General features: G+C 33.6%; 15 protein-coding genes. 6 read left to right on the top strand and 9 right to left on the bottom strand.

Going from position 1 to position 16,689, the window contains the following annotated elements; translation table 11 throughout:
- Positions 1-520 precede the first annotated feature (520 nt).
- Together AB4Y90_RS09885 and AB4Y90_RS09880 are read right to left on the bottom strand one after the other, a co-directional pair.
- A complete protein-coding gene (locus tag AB4Y90_RS09885; protein ID WP_441557309.1) occupies positions 521-1,162 on the bottom strand; it encodes a response regulator transcription factor in 642 nt (213 codons plus the stop codon).
- A complete protein-coding gene (locus tag AB4Y90_RS09880) occupies positions 1,149-3,137 on the bottom strand; it encodes an ATP-binding protein (RefSeq protein WP_441557308.1) in 1,989 nt (662 codons plus the stop codon). Before AB4Y90_RS09880 ends, AB4Y90_RS09885 begins: the two co-directional genes overlap by 14 nt.
- Positions 3,138-3,333: 196 nt before the next feature.
- Between AB4Y90_RS09880 and AB4Y90_RS09875 the strand changes: the two genes are divergently transcribed.
- Both AB4Y90_RS09875 and AB4Y90_RS09870 read left to right on the top strand, forming a co-directional pair.
- Positions 3,334-3,750, top strand: a complete 417-nt coding sequence (locus AB4Y90_RS09875) for a hypothetical protein (RefSeq protein WP_441557306.1) — start codon at positions 3,334-3,336, stop codon at positions 3,748-3,750.
- Positions 3,751-3,914: 164 nt separating this feature from the next.
- Positions 3,915-4,325, top strand: a complete 411-nt coding sequence (locus AB4Y90_RS09870) for a hypothetical protein (protein ID WP_441557305.1) — start codon at positions 3,915-3,917, stop codon at positions 4,323-4,325.
- Positions 4,326-4,392: 67 nt separating this feature from the next.
- Here AB4Y90_RS09870 and tyrS read toward each other — a convergent pair whose 3' ends face one another.
- Positions 4,393-5,688: a tyrosine--tRNA ligase gene (tyrS, locus tag AB4Y90_RS09865; RefSeq protein WP_441557304.1), complete on the bottom strand. Its 1,296-nt coding sequence runs from the start codon at positions 5,686-5,688 to the stop codon at positions 4,393-4,395.
- A 343-nt stretch (positions 5,689-6,031) separates the two neighbouring features.
- On the opposite strand from tyrS, the gene AB4Y90_RS09860 reads away from it, so the two are divergent.
- The 3 genes from AB4Y90_RS09860 (at position 6,032) to AB4Y90_RS09850 (ending at position 9,096) form a co-directional block, all read left to right on the top strand.
- Complete coding sequence (locus tag AB4Y90_RS09860) at positions 6,032-6,592, top strand: RNA polymerase sigma factor (RefSeq protein WP_441557303.1); 561 nt, start codon at positions 6,032-6,034, stop codon at positions 6,590-6,592.
- Between the two features lie 253 nt (positions 6,593-6,845).
- Positions 6,846-7,712: a lipoyl synthase gene (lipA, locus tag AB4Y90_RS09855; RefSeq protein WP_441557301.1), complete on the top strand. Its 867-nt coding sequence runs from the start codon at positions 6,846-6,848 to the stop codon at positions 7,710-7,712.
- 184 nt (positions 7,713-7,896) lie between these two features.
- Entirely contained in the window at positions 7,897-9,096 is a 1,200-nt protein-coding gene (locus AB4Y90_RS09850) for an MFS transporter (RefSeq protein WP_441557300.1), read from the top strand.
- A 35-nt stretch (positions 9,097-9,131) separates the two neighbouring features.
- Here AB4Y90_RS09850 and AB4Y90_RS09845 read toward each other — a convergent pair whose 3' ends face one another.
- Positions 9,132-9,512, bottom strand: coding sequence for an STAS/SEC14 domain-containing protein (locus AB4Y90_RS09845; protein WP_441557299.1), 381 nt, complete (start codon positions 9,510-9,512; stop codon positions 9,132-9,134).
- 111 nt (positions 9,513-9,623) lie between these two features.
- Between AB4Y90_RS09845 and AB4Y90_RS09840 the strand changes: the two genes are divergently transcribed.
- Positions 9,624-10,601, top strand: coding sequence for an NAD(P)/FAD-dependent oxidoreductase (locus AB4Y90_RS09840; RefSeq protein WP_441557298.1), 978 nt, complete (start codon positions 9,624-9,626; stop codon positions 10,599-10,601).
- 213 nt (positions 10,602-10,814) lie between these two features.
- Here AB4Y90_RS09840 and AB4Y90_RS09835 read toward each other — a convergent pair whose 3' ends face one another.
- The 5 genes from AB4Y90_RS09835 to AB4Y90_RS09815 form a co-directional block, all read right to left on the bottom strand.
- Entirely contained in the window at positions 10,815-12,005 is a 1,191-nt protein-coding gene (locus AB4Y90_RS09835; protein ID WP_441557296.1) for a vWA domain-containing protein, read from the bottom strand.
- A 215-nt stretch (positions 12,006-12,220) separates the two neighbouring features.
- A complete protein-coding gene (locus tag AB4Y90_RS09830; RefSeq protein ID WP_441557294.1) occupies positions 12,221-13,741 on the bottom strand; it encodes a DUF4139 domain-containing protein in 1,521 nt (506 codons plus the stop codon).
- 213 nt (positions 13,742-13,954) lie between these two features.
- Positions 13,955-14,629 carry an SIMPL domain-containing protein gene (locus AB4Y90_RS09825; RefSeq protein ID WP_441557292.1) on the bottom strand — a complete coding sequence of 225 codons (675 nt, stop codon included), beginning with the start codon at positions 14,627-14,629 and terminating at the stop codon, positions 13,955-13,957.
- 166 nt (positions 14,630-14,795) lie between these two features.
- The gene (locus AB4Y90_RS09820; protein ID WP_441557290.1) at positions 14,796-15,770 is read right to left on the bottom strand and encodes a hypothetical protein; all 975 of its coding nucleotides are present in this window, start codon (positions 15,768-15,770) and stop codon (positions 14,796-14,798) included.
- A 174-nt stretch (positions 15,771-15,944) separates the two neighbouring features.
- On the bottom strand, positions 15,945-16,622 hold the full coding sequence (locus AB4Y90_RS09815) for a hypothetical protein (RefSeq protein ID WP_441557289.1): 678 nt from the start codon (positions 16,620-16,622) through the stop codon (positions 15,945-15,947).
- Between the last annotated feature and the right edge of the window lie 67 nt (positions 16,623-16,689).

Genomic DNA, 16,689 nt, shown 5'->3' with positions numbered 1-16,689 from the left:
ACATTGGGATATTTTTCTAAATATGATTCGGGATTGGAATAATCAAATTGATTTTCATTTTTTCCACTTTTAATTTTAACATAAAAAGATTGACCATCAAGTACAGAAAACCTTGATGTAGATGAATATATTTCGCCATCTTTAATCTGATAATCTTTATTTATTTTCTTTAATTTATATTGAAAAGCTTCCCATTTCGGGAGATAAATAGCATTTGCTGTGCAGACAAAAATGAAAAGAAATAATCAAAAAACTTGTTTAAACTTTTTATTTAACCACAAAAGGCACAAAAGATTTAGATATTTCTATTAAAGCTTATTTTTGAAATGAAAAAAGAACACAGAAGTTTAAAAAAATCTTTGATTTTTATTCTTTTGAGAGCTTTGAATATCTAATAATACACATTTCGAATTTCTTTTGCTTCTTTTGTGGTTAAACAAAAATTAGTTTAAACAGCTTTAAAGTAAAAAGTAAATATTTCATTAATACTTATCAATTAATAGAAGTCAAAATAAGTAATTTATTCCAAAATCATATGCTGCTGCACTGCAATATGCACAAGCTCGGCAGAGTTTTTTGCACCAAACTTCTGGAGCAGATTTTTACGGTGGGTATCAACGGTTAAAGGGCTTAAGAAAAGCTCACCTGCAATCTCATTGCTTGTTTTTCCTTTTGCTAAAAACTGGAGAATCTGTTTCTCCCGTTTGGTTAAGCGTGGAGTAGTGGTTAATTCCTGTGGAGAAGGTTTGCTGATGATGTTTTTGGTTTCGTTGCAGAAAACGATATTTCCGGAAAGCACACCGTGAAAGCATTCCATCAGTTCTTCCAGAGAAACGTTTTTTAATAAATAACCGCTTGCTCCGTTCTGGATGCACCGCATGATAATGCTCCTTTCAGAACTGTTGCTGAACATAATGACAGACGTTTCGGGAGATATTTTTTTAATTTCTTCACACAGCTGTATTCCGCTGATGTCGGGCAGAGAAATATCGAGCAGAAGAATATCTACTTCATTAGATGTAATAAAACTGATGACTTCCGCACCATTCGTAAAGGTTTTTGCAATATGGAAAAAAGGCTTTCCCGATAGCATGTTTTTCAATCCTTCAATCACGATAGGATGGTCATCTACAATAACGATGTTTATTTTATGAGATTGCATGGGTGTTGAGTTCTATATTGATTGCCGTTCCTTCATGATCAGAATTGATTTCCATTTTGCCTTTCAGATAACCGACGCGGGTTTTCAGGTTGTGAAGTCCCATGCTTTTGGTCTTTGAAGCATGATCTTGTGAAAATCCTTTGCCGTCGTCTTCAATTGTAATTAAAAATACATCATCTGATTGAGAGCATTGAAGCAATATGTTTTCAGCTTCGGAATGCTTTACCGCATTAGCCAAAATTTCCTGTACAATTCTGAAAATATTAATCTGTATTGCCAAGGAAAGCGCAGGATTGATGTCGATTGCCTGAAAATCAATAGATAGATTTTTTCTGGAATAAAACTCACAAAGGTCTTTCAAAGCGGTTTCCAGACCGAATTTTAAAAGAGATTCCGGCATCAGGTTTCTGGCAATATTTCTGAGTTCAGAAACAGAACCGTCCAGCTGATTTAAAATTTCGTTAAAATCTTTTTTGCTTTCGGTTTCAAGATTTTGTGATGCCCATGCTGAAAAATTGATCTTTACTCCGGCAAGCATTCCTCCAAGTCCGTCATGAAGGTCTTTTCCCACTCTTTCCCTTTCTTTTTCTTCACCTTCCAGAATGGCTTTTGTTATTTTTAATTCTTCCTGTTGTGCAATTTCTTTCAGCTTTTGAGCATGATTGATTTCTTTTTCTTTAGCTAATTTTTTAGTGTAAAAATAAATGGAAATAATTAAAATAATAAGGAATAATGATGCAAAAACCAATAACCATAAATACTGGTTTTTCTTATTGATTTCCAGTTCTTTTTGTGCTTTTTCAGTGTTGAGGTTGGCAATTTCTTTTTGTTTTTCTGCAGTTCTGAATTTCGTTTCCAGTGTATTGAGTTCCAGCTTTACATTTTCAGAGTTTAAGCTGTCATTTAATTTCGAATATTTCTTTTCCCAGAGCAAAGCTTCTTTAAGATTACCCATTTGTTCATTAAGGCTTGAAAGCTGGTTGTAAAAAGCTTTTCTGTTATTTGCATCAATGATGAGTGTCTTTTCTGATAAGATATTTTCCAGAACGTTTTTCGCTTCATTTAGTTTATTCTGCTTCCTTAAAATATCGTATTTATTCAGGTAAAACATTTGCGTTAACAGATTTTGGTTAGATTTTTTAGCATAAATCAAACCTTTTTCAATCATCGGAAGTGCTTCACTATTTTTCTGTTTAGTAATAGAATAAAGTGTTTTTCCGTAATAAAAAGAGGCATTGGCAGAAGATTCCGGGTAAGGCTGGATGAGTTTTTCAGCTTTATCTAAATATTTTTTTGCTTCGTCACCTTTCGCCTGATAACAAAAATTGCTGGCGGTATTGAGGTAAGCAAAAAATAATTCAGTAGAATGGGGAGCGTTTTTTTCTAATATTTTGATGGCTTTTGTATTGTATTCGAATGCTTTTGCAAACTCGGCATTATAAGTAAGAATGATGGCAAGCTGGGAATAAAGCTGTCCTAAAGTTTTGTGGTTTTTGTATTTCTCAACCTGCGGAATGCTTTTTTCAACCAAAATTTTCACCAAAAAAGGGTAGCCTTCTTTATTTTTCTGCGTCACTCCGTAGTTGTACCACGACGAAGCGATATAAAAATCTGCTTCTTCAGTTTTAATTTTAGAAAATTCGTCTATGGCTTTTTGAAATGAAAGTGCTGCTTTTTCTTTATTGCTTTCTAAAAAATGCTGGCCTTCATAATAATAATATTTTGCTTTGTTTAAAGCCGTTTTCGGACTTAATGCTTTTGCTTTGTCTAAATAATTTTTGCTTAAAACAGGATCTGTATTTCTGTAAAAGTTTGATAATAAGAAATATGAGTTTGCTTTAGCGTTGTTGTCAGCTTTTCTGTTTACAACAGTTTTCAGACTGTCGGAATAGCTTTTCTCGTTGAGAGGGATAAGCTGCTGAGATTGTATATAAGTTGATAAAAATATACAAAGGGTGATAAGGTGGTTCTTCATTAGGCCAATTTCATTATTGAAAATAAAACTGCACAATTTAGTGATAAAATTTACATTAAAAAATACCTGAAATCTGGTAGAATATTTTACTTAATTCTCAGGATTGATTGCCTTTTCAGACAGTCATAGCTTTGCAGGTACTAAATCAGAAAGGTTACAAATTAAAATTAACAGTAATATTTAAACAAGAGAAATTATGAAAAAAATGAAATTGAAAAACGTATTGAAAGGGTCGTTTGTAACGGTGATGGCGGCTTTGGTTTTCGGCTTTGTAACATCGTGCAGCAATGATGATGACGACAATATTCCGGGAACAAACAAATCGCACAAAGTTGTCTTTAAAGCAGAAGCTTCTGCGGGAAGCAATATTGAAATCGCAGTTTACGGAATTGACGGAAATGCTACGACTGCAACCAGCCTGAGCGGAACAACCTGGACGAGCCCTGAAATCACTACCGAACCGGGAGCAATGAGCGCAAATGCTGCAATCAACGCAATCGGAGTGAATGCTTCTTCTACATTAAAAGTGCAGATCTGGGTAGATGGTGAACTTAAAAAAGAAGGAACTTCAAGCGGGCAGTATTTATCAGCTTCAGCAAGTTATACATTCTAAATTTAAACTTTATGATGAAAAAAGTCCGGCCAATTTTGAGCCGGACTTTTTTGAATGTGATAATCATATTTTTTTTAAATTTGAAGATTGACAGTTTTTAATATAAAATATCTTTAAGGAAGCTGAATCAAGAAAATCCGGATAATATTTAATAAAAATAAATTATGAGAAAAATAAAATTGAATCAGGTATTAAGAGGGTCGTATGTTGTTTTAATGGCAGCAATAATTTTGGGTTTTGTTGCTTCTTGTAAAAACGATGACGATGACGTTTCTGAGACCGAAACTCATAAAATTATTTTTAAAGCTGAAGCTTCATCAGGAAGTAATATTAGCAAAGCAGTCTACGGAATCGATGGTAATCCTATTACGGTAACCGGTCTGAGCGGAACAACATGGTCGAGTCCGGAACTCACCACAGAAGGACCTGTTTATAATGTAAATGTTGTGGTAAATGCAACCGGAGCAGATGCTTCGTCTACTTTGAAAGTACAGATCTGGGTAGATGGTGCGCTTAAAAAAGAAAGTGTTTCAAGCGGGCAAAATTTATCGGCTTCAACAAGCTATACATTCTAAATCAGGATATTACTATAAAAAATCCGACCCAAAAAATTGAGTCGGATTTTTTATATTCTTTTTAAGACTAAATCACTTTTACGATAAAGTAATTTTTCTTTCCTTTTTGTAATAATAAGAATTTACCGTCAATCAAATCTGTTTCATTGGCAGTATAAACGTCATTTACTTTTTCTTTGTTTACAGAAATTGAATTTCCTTTCAATTCTCTTGTTACCTCACTTTTAGATTTTAAAAAACCGGTTTTTTCTGAAAGCAAATCAACGATATTAATTCCTAAAACATCAGCTTTAGCCACTTCTTTCTGAGGAACTCCGTCAAAAATTTCAAGGAAAAGTTCTTCATCAAGACTTACCAAATCTTCCGCTGTAGAACGACCGAATAAAATTTCAGAAGCCTTTAAAGCTTTTTCATATTCTTCTCTTCCGTGAACCCAAACTGTCACTTCTTCAGCCAGTTTTTTCTGAAGTTTTCTTTCGTGTGGAGCCGCTTTGTGATCTTCAATTAAAGCTTCGATTTCTTCTTTTCCTAAGAATGTATAAAATTTAATGAATCTTTCAGCATCATCATCAGTAGCATTCAGCCAGAATTGATAGAACTTGTAAGGTGAAGTTTTCTTTTTGTCTAACCAATAATTTTCTCCGCTTTCAGATTTTCCGAATTTTGATCCGTCAGCTTTTGTAATCAAAGGAACGGTCAATGCAAATGCTTCTCCCTGTGCTTTTCTGCGGATCAGTTCTGTACCTGTCGTGATATTTCCCCACTGATCAGAACCGCCCATCTGAAGTTTCACATTATTATTTTGGTATAAATGTAAAAAATCAAAACCCTGAATCAATTGATAAGTAAACTCTGTAAAACTCATTCCGTCAACACCGGCTTCTCCTGAAAGTCTTTTCTTTACAGAATCTTTTGCCATCATGTAATTTACGGTAATATTTTTCCCGACATTTTTAGCAAAATCAAGGAAAGAAATATTTTTCATCCAGTCGTAGTTGTTGACCAATTCGGCTTTATTGGTTTCGTTTCCTTCAAAATTTAAGAATTTTGAAAGCTGGTTTTTCAGACAGTCAACATAATGCAAAAGAGTAGCTTCATCGAGAAGGTTTCTTTCTGCAGATTTTCCTGAAGGATCGCCGATCATTCCGGTTGCACCTCCTACCAAAGCGATCGGTTTGTGACCGTGCTGCTGAAAATGAGCCAGAATTTTAATCTGAATAAGACTTCCGATATGCAAAGAATCTGCAGTAGGATCAAAACCGATATAGGCAGTTGTCATTTCCTTATTCAGTTGTTCATCTGTTCCGGGCATCATATCGGCAAAAAGACCGCGCCATTTCAGTTCTTCAATAAAAGAGTTCATTATTTTCGGTTTAAATTTAAGGTGCAAAGATAAGAAAATCAAGTGAGTTTCGGGTTCTGAGATACGAGTTTCGACGTTCGAGAATTTCAAACCAAAAAAAATCTTTGATTTTTAAACTTATGTGATCTTTACTATTTTCAAAGTATGAAACTTAAAAGATTCTAATGTGTTAAAAAAACTTTTGTGACTTTGTGGTTAAAAAGAAGGAAGTAAGTTTCGAAATACAAAATTCTGGATTTTGAATTTTTTAATTCAGCTTTCAAACTTGTAGATTGCAATCATCTATCATCCAACTTCCAGCAATTATTGTTTCATTAGTAAAATTCAATTATATTTGTTAATAATGAAAGACGAGCAATTATTTCCTCTCATCCAAAAGGCAAAGGAAAAAGATCAGAAAGCGCAGACCAAACTCATCAATGTTTTTTGGCTGGATGTTTTTTCTTTTGTGATGAAAAAAGTTCGTGACGAAAATGATGCAGATGAAATTACAGTAAATGTTTTTTCTAAAGTCTTATCTAAACTGGATATGTATGATCCGCATTTTCAGTTTAAAACATGGGTTTTAACGATTGCTCAAAATACAATTATCGACTTTTGGCGAAGAAAATCTCGGGAAAATCAAGATACGACCGAAAATCTGGATGAAGTAAAAAATCATTACGCAAAATCTCCGGAAGAGCTGATGATTTCCGATGAAGAGCAAAAGAAAATCATCAAAACGATAGAATCTTTAGACGTCAATTATCAGGATATTATCAGATTGCGATTTTTTGAAGAAAAAAGTATTAAAGAAATCGCAGAAGAATTAGGAATTTCTGTTGCTAATACGAAAGTTCGTGTGATGCGAGCTAAAAAAGTATTGGCTGAGTTGTTGAAGAATAATGAGTTTGAGGATGATTGATAATTTTTTTTGCCACGAATGCACGAATTATTTGCTATTTGTATAAAAATTTTTGCTTTCGTGGAAAAAAATAAATATTAACGTCAGATAATGAGCCTTGTCAAGGTTAAAAACCTTGACAAGGCTTTTTAGGAATTATTGCAATTAGATTCGTGTATTCGTGGCTATAATGAAATTATCATTTCCATCAATTTACATCGTAGATGCAGTCGATAAAAAAATCACTAACTYTGAACCTCAATTTGAGAGATAAATGGAGAATTTAGTTCAGGATACTACCGTTCAAAAACCAAAATGGATTCGTGTAAAACTTCCTACAGGAAAGAATTACAGAGAATTGAGAACTTTGGTAGATAAATATAAATTAAATACGATTTGCCAGAGCGGAAGCTGCCCGAATATGGGCGAATGTTGGGGTGAAGGTACGGCAACTTTCATGATTTTAGGAAATATCTGTACCAGAAGCTGCGGATTTTGCGGGGTAAAAACCGGAAAACCGATGGATGTAAACTGGGATGAACCTGAAAAAGTAGCTCGTTCAATCAAATTAATGAAGATCAAACATGCCGTGTTAACTTCTGTTGACCGAGACGATTTGAAAGATATGGGTTCTATTCTTTGGGGAGAAACCGTAAATGCGGTAAGAAGAATTTCTCCGGGAACTACAATGGAAACCTTGATTCCTGATTTTCAAGGTCTTACAAAACATTTAGATAGGTTAGTAAATGTAGCTCCTGAAGTAATCTCTCACAACATGGAAACGGTAAAACGTTTGACAAGAGAAGTAAGAATTCAGGCGAAATATGAAAGAAGCTTAGACGTTTTAAGATATTTAAAAGAAGCGGGACAAAGAAGAACAAAAACCGGGGTAATGCTTGGTTTGGGAGAGGAAAAAGATGAGGTTTTCCAGACTATTGAAGACATCAGAAATGCAAATGTAGACGTTATCACTTTAGGACAATATTTACAGCCGACAAAAAAACATCTTCCTGTAAAGAAATTTATAACGCCAGAAGAGTTTGATGAATTCGGAGATTTTGCAAGAAGTTTAGGATTCAAACATGTTGAAAGTTCGCCTTTGGTAAGGAGTTCATACCACGCAGAAAAACATATACATTAAAATAGAATCGCTTCAAATTTTTGAGGCGATTTTTTTTAATTCAAATATTTGTTAAGTTGATTTAATTATGGTTCTGATATAAAATTTAAATCAAACCTTTAAACATTTTACTTCCAATTATATTTACCTTTGTGCTTTTAAAAGAAGCAATGAAAATATTGCTTTAAATAATTATTGATTAAGGATGTTTGATAAAAGAATTTTGCCTTTGGCAATCGGTGGTTTAGCCATTGGAACTACAGAATTTACAATCATGGGACTGCTTCCCGATATTGCAAAAACTTTACAGATTACCATTCCGCAAGCCGGACATCTGATTGCTGCATATGCTTTGGGAGTAGTAATCGGAGCGCCGATTTTAATCGGATATTCTGTAAAATTTCCACCCAAAAAAGTATTGCTCGCTTTGATGGTGATTTTCACAATTTTTAATGCATTATCGGCTGTTGCTCCCGATTACAATTCGATGCTGGTTATCAGGTTCTTGTCTGGTTTACCACACGGTGCATTTTTCGGAGTAGGAACTGTAGTTGCTTCAAGAATGGCAGGAAAAGGAAAAGAGGCTTTGTATATTTCGTTAATGTTTACCGGATTGACGGTTGCCAATCTGGCGATGGTTCCTTTGGTAACTTATATCGGACACGAATTTCACTGGCGCTGGTATTTTGCAATCGTTGCCGTAATCGGAATTGCAACTTTATTGGCTTTAAAACTTTGGCTTCCTGCGATGGAAAAAAAAGAAAACAGCCATTTCTTGGAAGAACTAAAATTCCTGAAAGGAAAACAGTCTTGGCTGGTTTTAATGATTACGGCAATTGGTTTTGGAGGATTATTTACCTGGTTTAGCTACATTACTCCTTTAATGACCGTTATTTCAAAAATTGAAAGCAGCTATATGGCTTATGTAATGATTCTTGCAGGTGGCGGAATGGTGGTCGGAAATTTGGCAGGAGGTTTTCTTTCAGATAAATTAGGCCCGGAAAAAACCTGTTCGTTATTATTATTTTTAATGATGAGTTCGTTGGCGGGAGTATTTTTTCTTTCCCAATATCAAAGTATATCATTGGTTTTAACCTTTATTTGCGGGGCTTTATCGATGTCGGTTGCAGCGCCAATTAATATTATGATGATGAAAGCTGCACCGAAAAGTGAAATGATGGCTGCTGCTTTTATGCAGGCTGCATTTAATATTGCCAATGCAATGGGCGCTTTTCTGGGCGGAATTCCTTTAGAACATGGTTTGCCTTACAATTATCCTTCACTTGTGGGAGTAGGAATGACTGTTATCGGGTTGGTTATCAGTGTAATTTATTTTTATCTGTACAGATCGCCAAAGGTAAACGAAAAAGAAATAATGGTAGAATGTGCTGCCTGTGACCAATAAAAAAAGAGAAGCAACTGCTTCTCTTTTTTGTTTAACTAACTTTGAACTTCATTGCCGTTTTGACACCAGTATAAAGCATTATAAAGATTTTCTTTAGGAAAAGATTTAAATTCTCCCGGCATCAAAACACTGAAGATATCCGTAAAATTCTGCACACCTTCTTTGTCTGTTACAATGGCTGCTCTGTTCCATTTGGTAATGTTTTTTATTCCTAAAAGAGCATCCTGAAGCCAGGCTCCCATTGTAAAATTATCAAGATCGGTATTAAGATACAGCAGATAATTCAGTTCATCAAATTTTTCAACTTTAGTTTTTACATGCGGGATAACAAGGTTTTCAAAATCTTCTCTTGTTATCTCTCCTGTAGCGTTGAATGCTGCTACATTTTCCGGAGCATCGTTAAGAATAGCTATCATATTTTATTTTTTATATGGTTTTGGTGAGATTAATTTATCAATAATTAAACCATAATTAAAGAAATGCATTATTTAAGGCTCAATTATTGATGAGATTTTGAAAAAAATTCTATGGACCTGAAATCTAACGAACCTTTCTGGCTTTTGAAAAATGGTTTAGTAGCTTCTTATCCTTCCCTGAAATCTGACGAAGAATGCGACGTTCTTATTATCGGAGGCGGAATAACCGGAAGTCTCATCGCCCATCAAATGATAAAAGACGGTTACCAAACTATTTTAATCGATAAACGCGAAATCTGCAACGGAAGTACTTCAGCAACAACCTCAATGCTGCAATACGAAATTGATGTTCCGCTTTATGAATTAAGTGAAATGATTGGCGAAAAAGGTGCGATAGAAAGTTACAAAGCATGCTCAAAATCAATTGATACTATTGCAAGATTAACCAAAGAAATCAAGTCGCGGTCAGGTTTTAAAAGAAAACAGTCGCTCTATTTTGCTTCGAAAAAGAAAGATGCAATCTGGCTTGAAAAAGAATATGAAGCAAGAAAGAAAGCAGGATTTGACGTAACCTGGCTTGGAACTGAAGATATTGAAGAAAGGTTTGGTTTTCAGAATACTTATGGCGGGATTTTGTCAAAACAAGGCGCAAGTATCGATGCCTTTAAATTTGCTCACGAACTGCTGAGATTTAATGTGAATAAAGGTTTAAAAGTTTATGATAAAACAGAAATGAAATCGGTGAAATATCTGAGAGATCACAATTTGGCTTTAACGAAGGATGGCTTTAATATTATCGCAAAGAAAATCATTTATTGTGTGGGTTATGAAAGTTCAGCAATGATTAAAGAACATTTTGTGGATCTTAAAAGTACTTATGCCATCGTCTCTGAAATTGATAAAGATAAATTTAAAAACATGGAACAAACACTCGTCTGGAATACCGATAAACCCTATATTTATATGCGGTCAACAGATGACGAAAGACTTTTGATCGGCGGCGGCGACGAAGATTTTTATGATGCCGAAAAGCGAGATATTATTTTAAATAAAAAAGAAAAAGAAATCCTTAAAAGTCTTAAAATTTGAAAGTTTCGGGCTCGGCGAAGCCGAGCCCGAAACGAAATAAACAATACTAACATTCATCGTATTTCTAATATATAAAACTCATATTTATTTGATAGGATTTTATCCTATCCTTTATTAAACCGTCCCTTTGGGACTTGCGCATATCAATAAATTAAAATAAATAATTTTAGACGCAAACTTTATATCACGAAATCCGTATCTCGGAACCCAAAACTAAAAACTATATCCGTTCTTTTTTGCCAATTCCACAATAGATTTTTCAATCGCTTTTCCTAAGTCATCGCCTTCATAACTTCCTCGTTTTTTGGTTTCAGTATCAATAAATTCTTGTCGTTTTCTTGCTAAAACTTCAATTTCTTTTTGAATTTTTTCACGATCAGCCGATTTTTGAGCGACAATTTTTTTAATCTCGTCTTTGCTTTTTCCCTTTAATTCTGAAGGAAGTTCTTCCTCTTTCATCGATGAAATGTAAGATTTATCTTTCTCAACACGGTCAACCAAATCCCAATGATCATTTTTGTAAGCATTTTTCTTCGATTTACTTACGGCTCTTTCTACAGCATTCGATGCCGAAAGAGATTCCGCATTTACATCCTGAACTGCCTGTTTGTTCTTCATTTCATAACCACGGCTTCCGTAGGAAATATAAGTATCGTTTAACTGAGAATTGTACTGTGAAATTTTCACATCATAAGGCGTTTCAATATAAATTACTTTCTGATTACTGTCAATATTAAAGTATTTTCCGTCTCCTAAAGTCGCTCCATTTTGCCAATGCGACTGAATTCCTTCTTCACGGCTTCCGCAGAAAATCGTATTGGTATAAATGTTTTTGGTTTTAGCTTTAGAAATTACATCTTTATAACCGATTCTTCCCTGATCAAAAGGTTCGTTTCCTGCGATGTAAATGAGCTTCATGCTTTTTTCGTTTCCGTCCCATTTCAGGTTTGTAGATGCATCACGAATGACGGCTCCGCAATATTCATTTCCGCCATTTGTTTTTAAAGCGAAAAGTTTTTCAGAAACTAAATCTAAATCCTGCGTAAGTGGAGTTACTTGTCTGATGTAATTTTCATCTTGTAAACCATCATTTCCGTATTCATAAAGAGCAATTTCCACTTGCGGCGCTTGTCCGTTGTATTTTAAGGTGGTTAAAGTATTAACGATATTCCAAAGTCTTGATTTTGCCTGATCGATTAATCCGTCCATACTGTTGGAGGTATCCAGAAGCAAAGCCACCTGAATTTTATTTTCTTTTGAAACTTCCATCGGTTTTTCTGAAACATTGCTTTCAACAACCTGTCTTTCGTCTGTATTTTTACTACAGCGAATTCCTGAAATTTTTTCTGCGCTTAAAAATGCTGCAATACTTAAGCTAACTGTAATTAATTTTAAGGTGTTCATATTGTATGTTTTTTTAATGATTTTATTTTTTTGTTACGGGTTTCGGGTTTCGGATTTCGAGTTTCGAGATGCGAGTACGGCTCATTTATTAAGGTTCCGGAATCTTCATTATTTGAAAATTTTTAATCTTTAAATAGGACTTCATCCTATTCTTTAAAAAACCGTCCTTTAGGACTCTCTCAAATACCCTCCAACTCTCAAACCCTCCAACTCAATTACCGACTGTAATACTGAATCTGCATATCTTTAGGATATTTTACTTCATACGAGAAGTTGATTTTTTCTGATGCTCCGCTGGAAATTTTCCTGTTCCAGAGGATGCTTCCGGTTTTGTCATCAAAATCTCCGTCACCGAAGTTTAAAGTTTTTACGGTGATTTTCTGATTTTCACTTAACGGAATCTGATCTAAAATTTCAAGTTCGATATTTTCTTTCGTATTATTTCGGATGGATATTTCGTACGATTCTGTTTCCCATTTATTAGAATTGAAAGATTTTTGAGCCGTTTTATCCTCAATTTTAATTCTTTTCACTACAATTCTTTCGTCAACGCCAAGGGAAATTGGGAACTCGTCTTTTACATAATTGCTTGTAATATTGTTTTTTCCGATATAATTATCTTCAAAATAAATATTCGCTTCACCAGAAATAAGATTTAAATTCTGCCAGTTTTTCACAAAAGCCATTAAGAAAACCTGATTGTTAAGCTTCGGAACCGTGTGATATTTATAAGTAGACTCTACATTTTTCTTGTCTAAAATCACGTATTGCTCTTTTTCCTGACTGAGAATGGTCTGATTATAATTCAGCTCATACAAAACATTCATCTGATTATCCGAAACCGTCGCAACAGGAATCTGGCTTGATGCTGCAACTTCAGCTCTCATCTGATAAGAATTAGACATTTCAGCCTTTGCTTTCTGCATATATCCAACTTTCGCATCCTCATTGTTGTAAGCCGTATATTCTGCAACATAAAGCGGCAATAAAATCGGACGGTTTTGATTATACGAAGGTCTGTAAGTTGAAACAAAAAGTTTCACATTCTTCCAGTCTTGCCCGGTTTTTTGGTAAATTTTTCCTTTGTAAACAATTTCCAGAGGCTTCTTCGTAGATAAAGCTCTCAAATCGTAAGAAGGAACCCAGCCTGCATTTGAAACAATGTAACTCACGCCAAGATTCAGGTTCATTTCATTTTCGGCAAGAATTTCTAAGATTAATTCTTTTCTGTTGGTATTTTTATGGGTCTGCTCTTCAGAGAATTGCTTGTCGATTTTAGCAATATTTTCATCCAAAACAGATTTTTGTTCGTTTAAAAGAAAAACCTGATTATCAATTTCCAGCATTCTTTTTCTGTAAAAACCGGTGAGTTTTATAAGCTGATCTTGCGGAGTGGCTTTGTCGTTGGTAGAAACTTTCAGGTTATCATTAATAATGTTTTGTTCGCCGGTAAGATTTTTAATCTGAATATTTAAAAGATTTACCTGTCTCTGAAATTTTTTTCTTTCATCATCCAGTTTCTTTTCACCATCGTTCAGTTCATCATTTTTCAGATAATTGCTTTGCGGAGTAATTGATAAAAGCGTTGTGTTTTTTTCAAGATTGATTTTGTAGGTGTTTTCATCTAAATCATTCGGAAGATTGATGATTTTTACGGTGTTTCTTCCTTTTTGAAGACTTACATTCGTGCTTCCGAAAATTTTTGCACCCTGCAAAAATACGGTTGCCTGTTTCACATCGATTTCTTTTTTTATTTCCTGGGATTTAAAAAATGAAAACGAAAAAATGAGGATTAAAATAGAGTATCGCATTGTTTATTATTTAAAGTTCTACAGTAAAATTACCCTGATTTTATACCTGATTTTTGAAGACTTGGTGAACTGAGGTTTTCACTTGGTGAAAGTTTTTAGAACAAAAAAAGACAGCCATTTCTGACTGCCTCTTAAAAACTAAAGAATCTCGTATCTTGTTTTAATGCTGTATTTCAGCTTAATATTTTCGATGTTGTCGAAAGAATAATCGATGCTTTGATCGGCTGCTTCCAGTTGTACATTTGCCATTTTGCTTCTGTACGCAACGGGAAGTATAGAGTCGCTCATGTAATCTTCAATTTCTACGATCTCAAGCGGAGTTCCGGTCTTTTTGCCGATGCTTTCCAAAAGATAATCTGCTTTTTCTTTTGCCGCTTTCAATGCATTGATTTTTACCGTTTTTCTGAAATCTGCAATTTTTGTGTTTTTAATTTCGGCAATATTCAGATTGCTTACCCATTTTTGGTTAAGCTCTTCAAAAAGCTTGCTCACATTGGTTTTTGCATTCACTTTAAACTGAAAACTTTTGGTAAACTTTGTTGTTTTAGAATACAAATTCTGGTACATCGATTTGAATTTGATGTCTTCATTTTTTACACCATTGTTTTTCAAGGTTTCAAACAAAAGCTTTTCGCTGTCTGCCAATTGATTTTTGTTGTCGGCTTTAATTCCGATGTTAAAGATAATTTCATCCGGTTCTACTTCCATTTCGGCAACTCCGGTTACTTCAATTGCGTTTTTTTTGATTTCCTGCGCATTCACCAAACTTCCTGCTGCAAAAATCCCTACTAATAAAAGGTGTTTCAGTTTCATATGTAATTATTTATTGTTTTGTTTGTCATATGCAATCGCTTTTGCGATTTCATAATGTATGTATTTGTTATTTCTTGTTTTAAATTTCTAAAGTAAAATTACCACAAACAAAAACTGAAATTTCGGAAACTTGGTGAACTGATGTTTTCACTTGGTAAAGCAACCGTCAATCAACCAACAGATGGAATTTATCCTGCAATGCATTCATTTTTTTGTAGTCAATTGGTTTTGCATTAATCGTTTCATTATTAAAATAAAAAACAGCAGAACCGTTTTTACTTTTTTCGAATAAAATATTTGAAGTCTGATGTTGATCATTTTCAATAATAATCTGATTATCAAAAGAAATTTCATAATGAAATACAATCATTTTTTCCGAAGATTTTTCCATGAAAATTAAGTATTGATCCTTGTGAAAAAATAAATATCTATACTGACTTTCTGGTGAAGTCACTTCATAAACTTTACTGAACTGCAGTAAATTTTTCTCTTCTTCATTGTTAAAATAAGGCACTCCTATTTTAACGAATATAAACCCGACAATTAAAATTTTTAGAAAAGTTTTAAAAGGCAGAAAAGAAATTCGGTCAAAATTATTTTTTCTAGGAAGCTGAATGATGATAAGAATAAGTTGCCATCCGCTTTTTCTCACAAGAAATATGCTCATCAAAATTAAAATAAAAGAGAATATTTTCACAGAAATATCGAAGCTGATATTAATAATGAATATTTGAACCAAACATATTATTGCTAATAATAATCCTAAAAACCGGGAACGTCTGAACAATAATAAAATCCCTGAAAAAAACTCAATAGAACCCATAATCATATTGTAGATTTTGGAAGTTCCAATTGTACTCCAGAATAAAATATCTTTGTCTAAATTTCCGAATCTTGTAAAGAGAATATTGGGTTCCGGTTCCGGAAATTGTACTTTGAAAATTTTGTCGAAACCATATTTGATAAGAATTAAAGAAGTATAAAATACACAAACATATTCTGTTATTATTAAAAACTGTTTAGCCCATCTTTTCTTAATCCAAAAACTGAATAATATTGATGTGAAAAGCAAAATGATGATTAAAGCCAACATCGAATAACTGTCTGAACTGTAATCAATCAGGATGTTTTTTTTCTTCAATAAACATTCTAAAACAAACCCAGTAAAATCCCCAAACAGTAAATGCGTAATTTTTAACTGGAAATCATTTAAAAAACTCAAAGGGAAAAACAGAATAAACTGAAGAAAAAAAATGCCAGTAAAAACAGTGAATTTTCTTAGAAATAAAGATTTAAATTCCACGAAAATAGTTGCTTAAAGTTTTTTTCTGGAAATAAATAAAGCTCCCAAAACAGCGATTGTTAAAACCAAAGCGTACATCATTTTTTCTTTAGATTCAAAGCTTTTTATTTCGGCTGTTTTTATTTTTCTTTTTGGGGTAATTGGTTTGTATTCTTTCGTTTTTTTGTCATATTTCAGAAAAACGGTGCTGTCTATATCGTTTTGAAAGTTGTACGTTTCTTTAAGCGTTTTCTTCATACTTTCAATGTTTTTATCAGAAAAAACCTGATGATTGTAAACAGTATCTCTTCCGGCTTTCCATTTTTGAAGATTTTCGTTTCTTCTTGTCTTGCAAAATGTCGAGGTTACAATCACGCTTTTTTTATCGTCAATGATGATCACACTGTCCAGTTTAGAATTGGTGACATACCTTTCAGGTGCAACTCCCAGATTAGAATAATTGGTGTTGTAAGCGTTTTCTACAATGTTTTTTTCAAAATATTTCATATCGCCGCTGTGGCTTTTGTACGAAATTAATTTGGTTTGTGCAGAAATCTGATAGCTTGTGAAAACTAATGCGATTGGTAATAAAAAAGATAAATTTTTCATGAGAATTAAGTTTAAATTATACTGCAAACTTAGCTTCATCATCACAATGAGACAGGGTAAACTTGGTAAAGCCAATCTTTCACTTGGTGAATAGTTTTTCATACATCATATATATGTATATCTTTGTTTTATGAAATTTATCAGGCTTTTTGTGTTTATTCTTTTGTTG

Source organism: Chryseobacterium sp. 2TAF14, from assembly GCF_052115105.1.
GTDB lineage: Bacteria > Bacteroidota > Bacteroidia > Flavobacteriales > Weeksellaceae > Chryseobacterium.
This window is presented reverse-complemented; position numbering and strand designations above follow the sequence as displayed.

Excerpts from the sequence above, each read along its gene's own strand:
- AB4Y90_RS09885 (WP_441557309.1), bottom strand. The coding sequence starts at position 1,162 with ATGCAATCTCATAAAATAAACATCGTTATTGTAGATGACCATCCTATC.
- AB4Y90_RS09880 (WP_441557308.1), bottom strand. The coding sequence starts at position 3,137 with ATGAAGAACCACCTTATCACCCTTTGTATATTTTTATCAACTTATATA.
- AB4Y90_RS09875 (WP_441557306.1), top strand. The coding sequence starts at position 3,334 with ATGAAAAAAATGAAATTGAAAAACGTATTGAAAGGGTCGTTTGTAACG.
- AB4Y90_RS09870 (WP_441557305.1), top strand. The coding sequence starts at position 3,915 with ATGAGAAAAATAAAATTGAATCAGGTATTAAGAGGGTCGTATGTTGTT.
- tyrS (WP_441557304.1), bottom strand. The coding sequence starts at position 5,688 with ATGAACTCTTTTATTGAAGAACTGAAATGGCGCGGTCTTTTTGCCGAT.
- AB4Y90_RS09860 (WP_441557303.1), top strand. The coding sequence starts at position 6,032 with ATGAAAGACGAGCAATTATTTCCTCTCATCCAAAAGGCAAAGGAAAAA.
- lipA (WP_441557301.1), top strand. The coding sequence starts at position 6,846 with ATGGAGAATTTAGTTCAGGATACTACCGTTCAAAAACCAAAATGGATT.
- AB4Y90_RS09850 (WP_441557300.1), top strand. The coding sequence starts at position 7,897 with ATGTTTGATAAAAGAATTTTGCCTTTGGCAATCGGTGGTTTAGCCATT.
- AB4Y90_RS09845 (WP_441557299.1), bottom strand. The coding sequence starts at position 9,512 with ATGATAGCTATTCTTAACGATGCTCCGGAAAATGTAGCAGCATTCAAC.
- AB4Y90_RS09840 (WP_441557298.1), top strand. The coding sequence starts at position 9,624 with ATGGACCTGAAATCTAACGAACCTTTCTGGCTTTTGAAAAATGGTTTA.
- AB4Y90_RS09835 (WP_441557296.1), bottom strand. The coding sequence starts at position 12,005 with ATGAACACCTTAAAATTAATTACAGTTAGCTTAAGTATTGCAGCATTT.
- AB4Y90_RS09825 (WP_441557292.1), bottom strand. The coding sequence starts at position 14,629 with ATGAAACTGAAACACCTTTTATTAGTAGGGATTTTTGCAGCAGGAAGT.
- AB4Y90_RS09815 (WP_441557289.1), bottom strand. The coding sequence starts at position 16,622 with ATGAAAAACTATTCACCAAGTGAAAGATTGGCTTTACCAAGTTTACCC.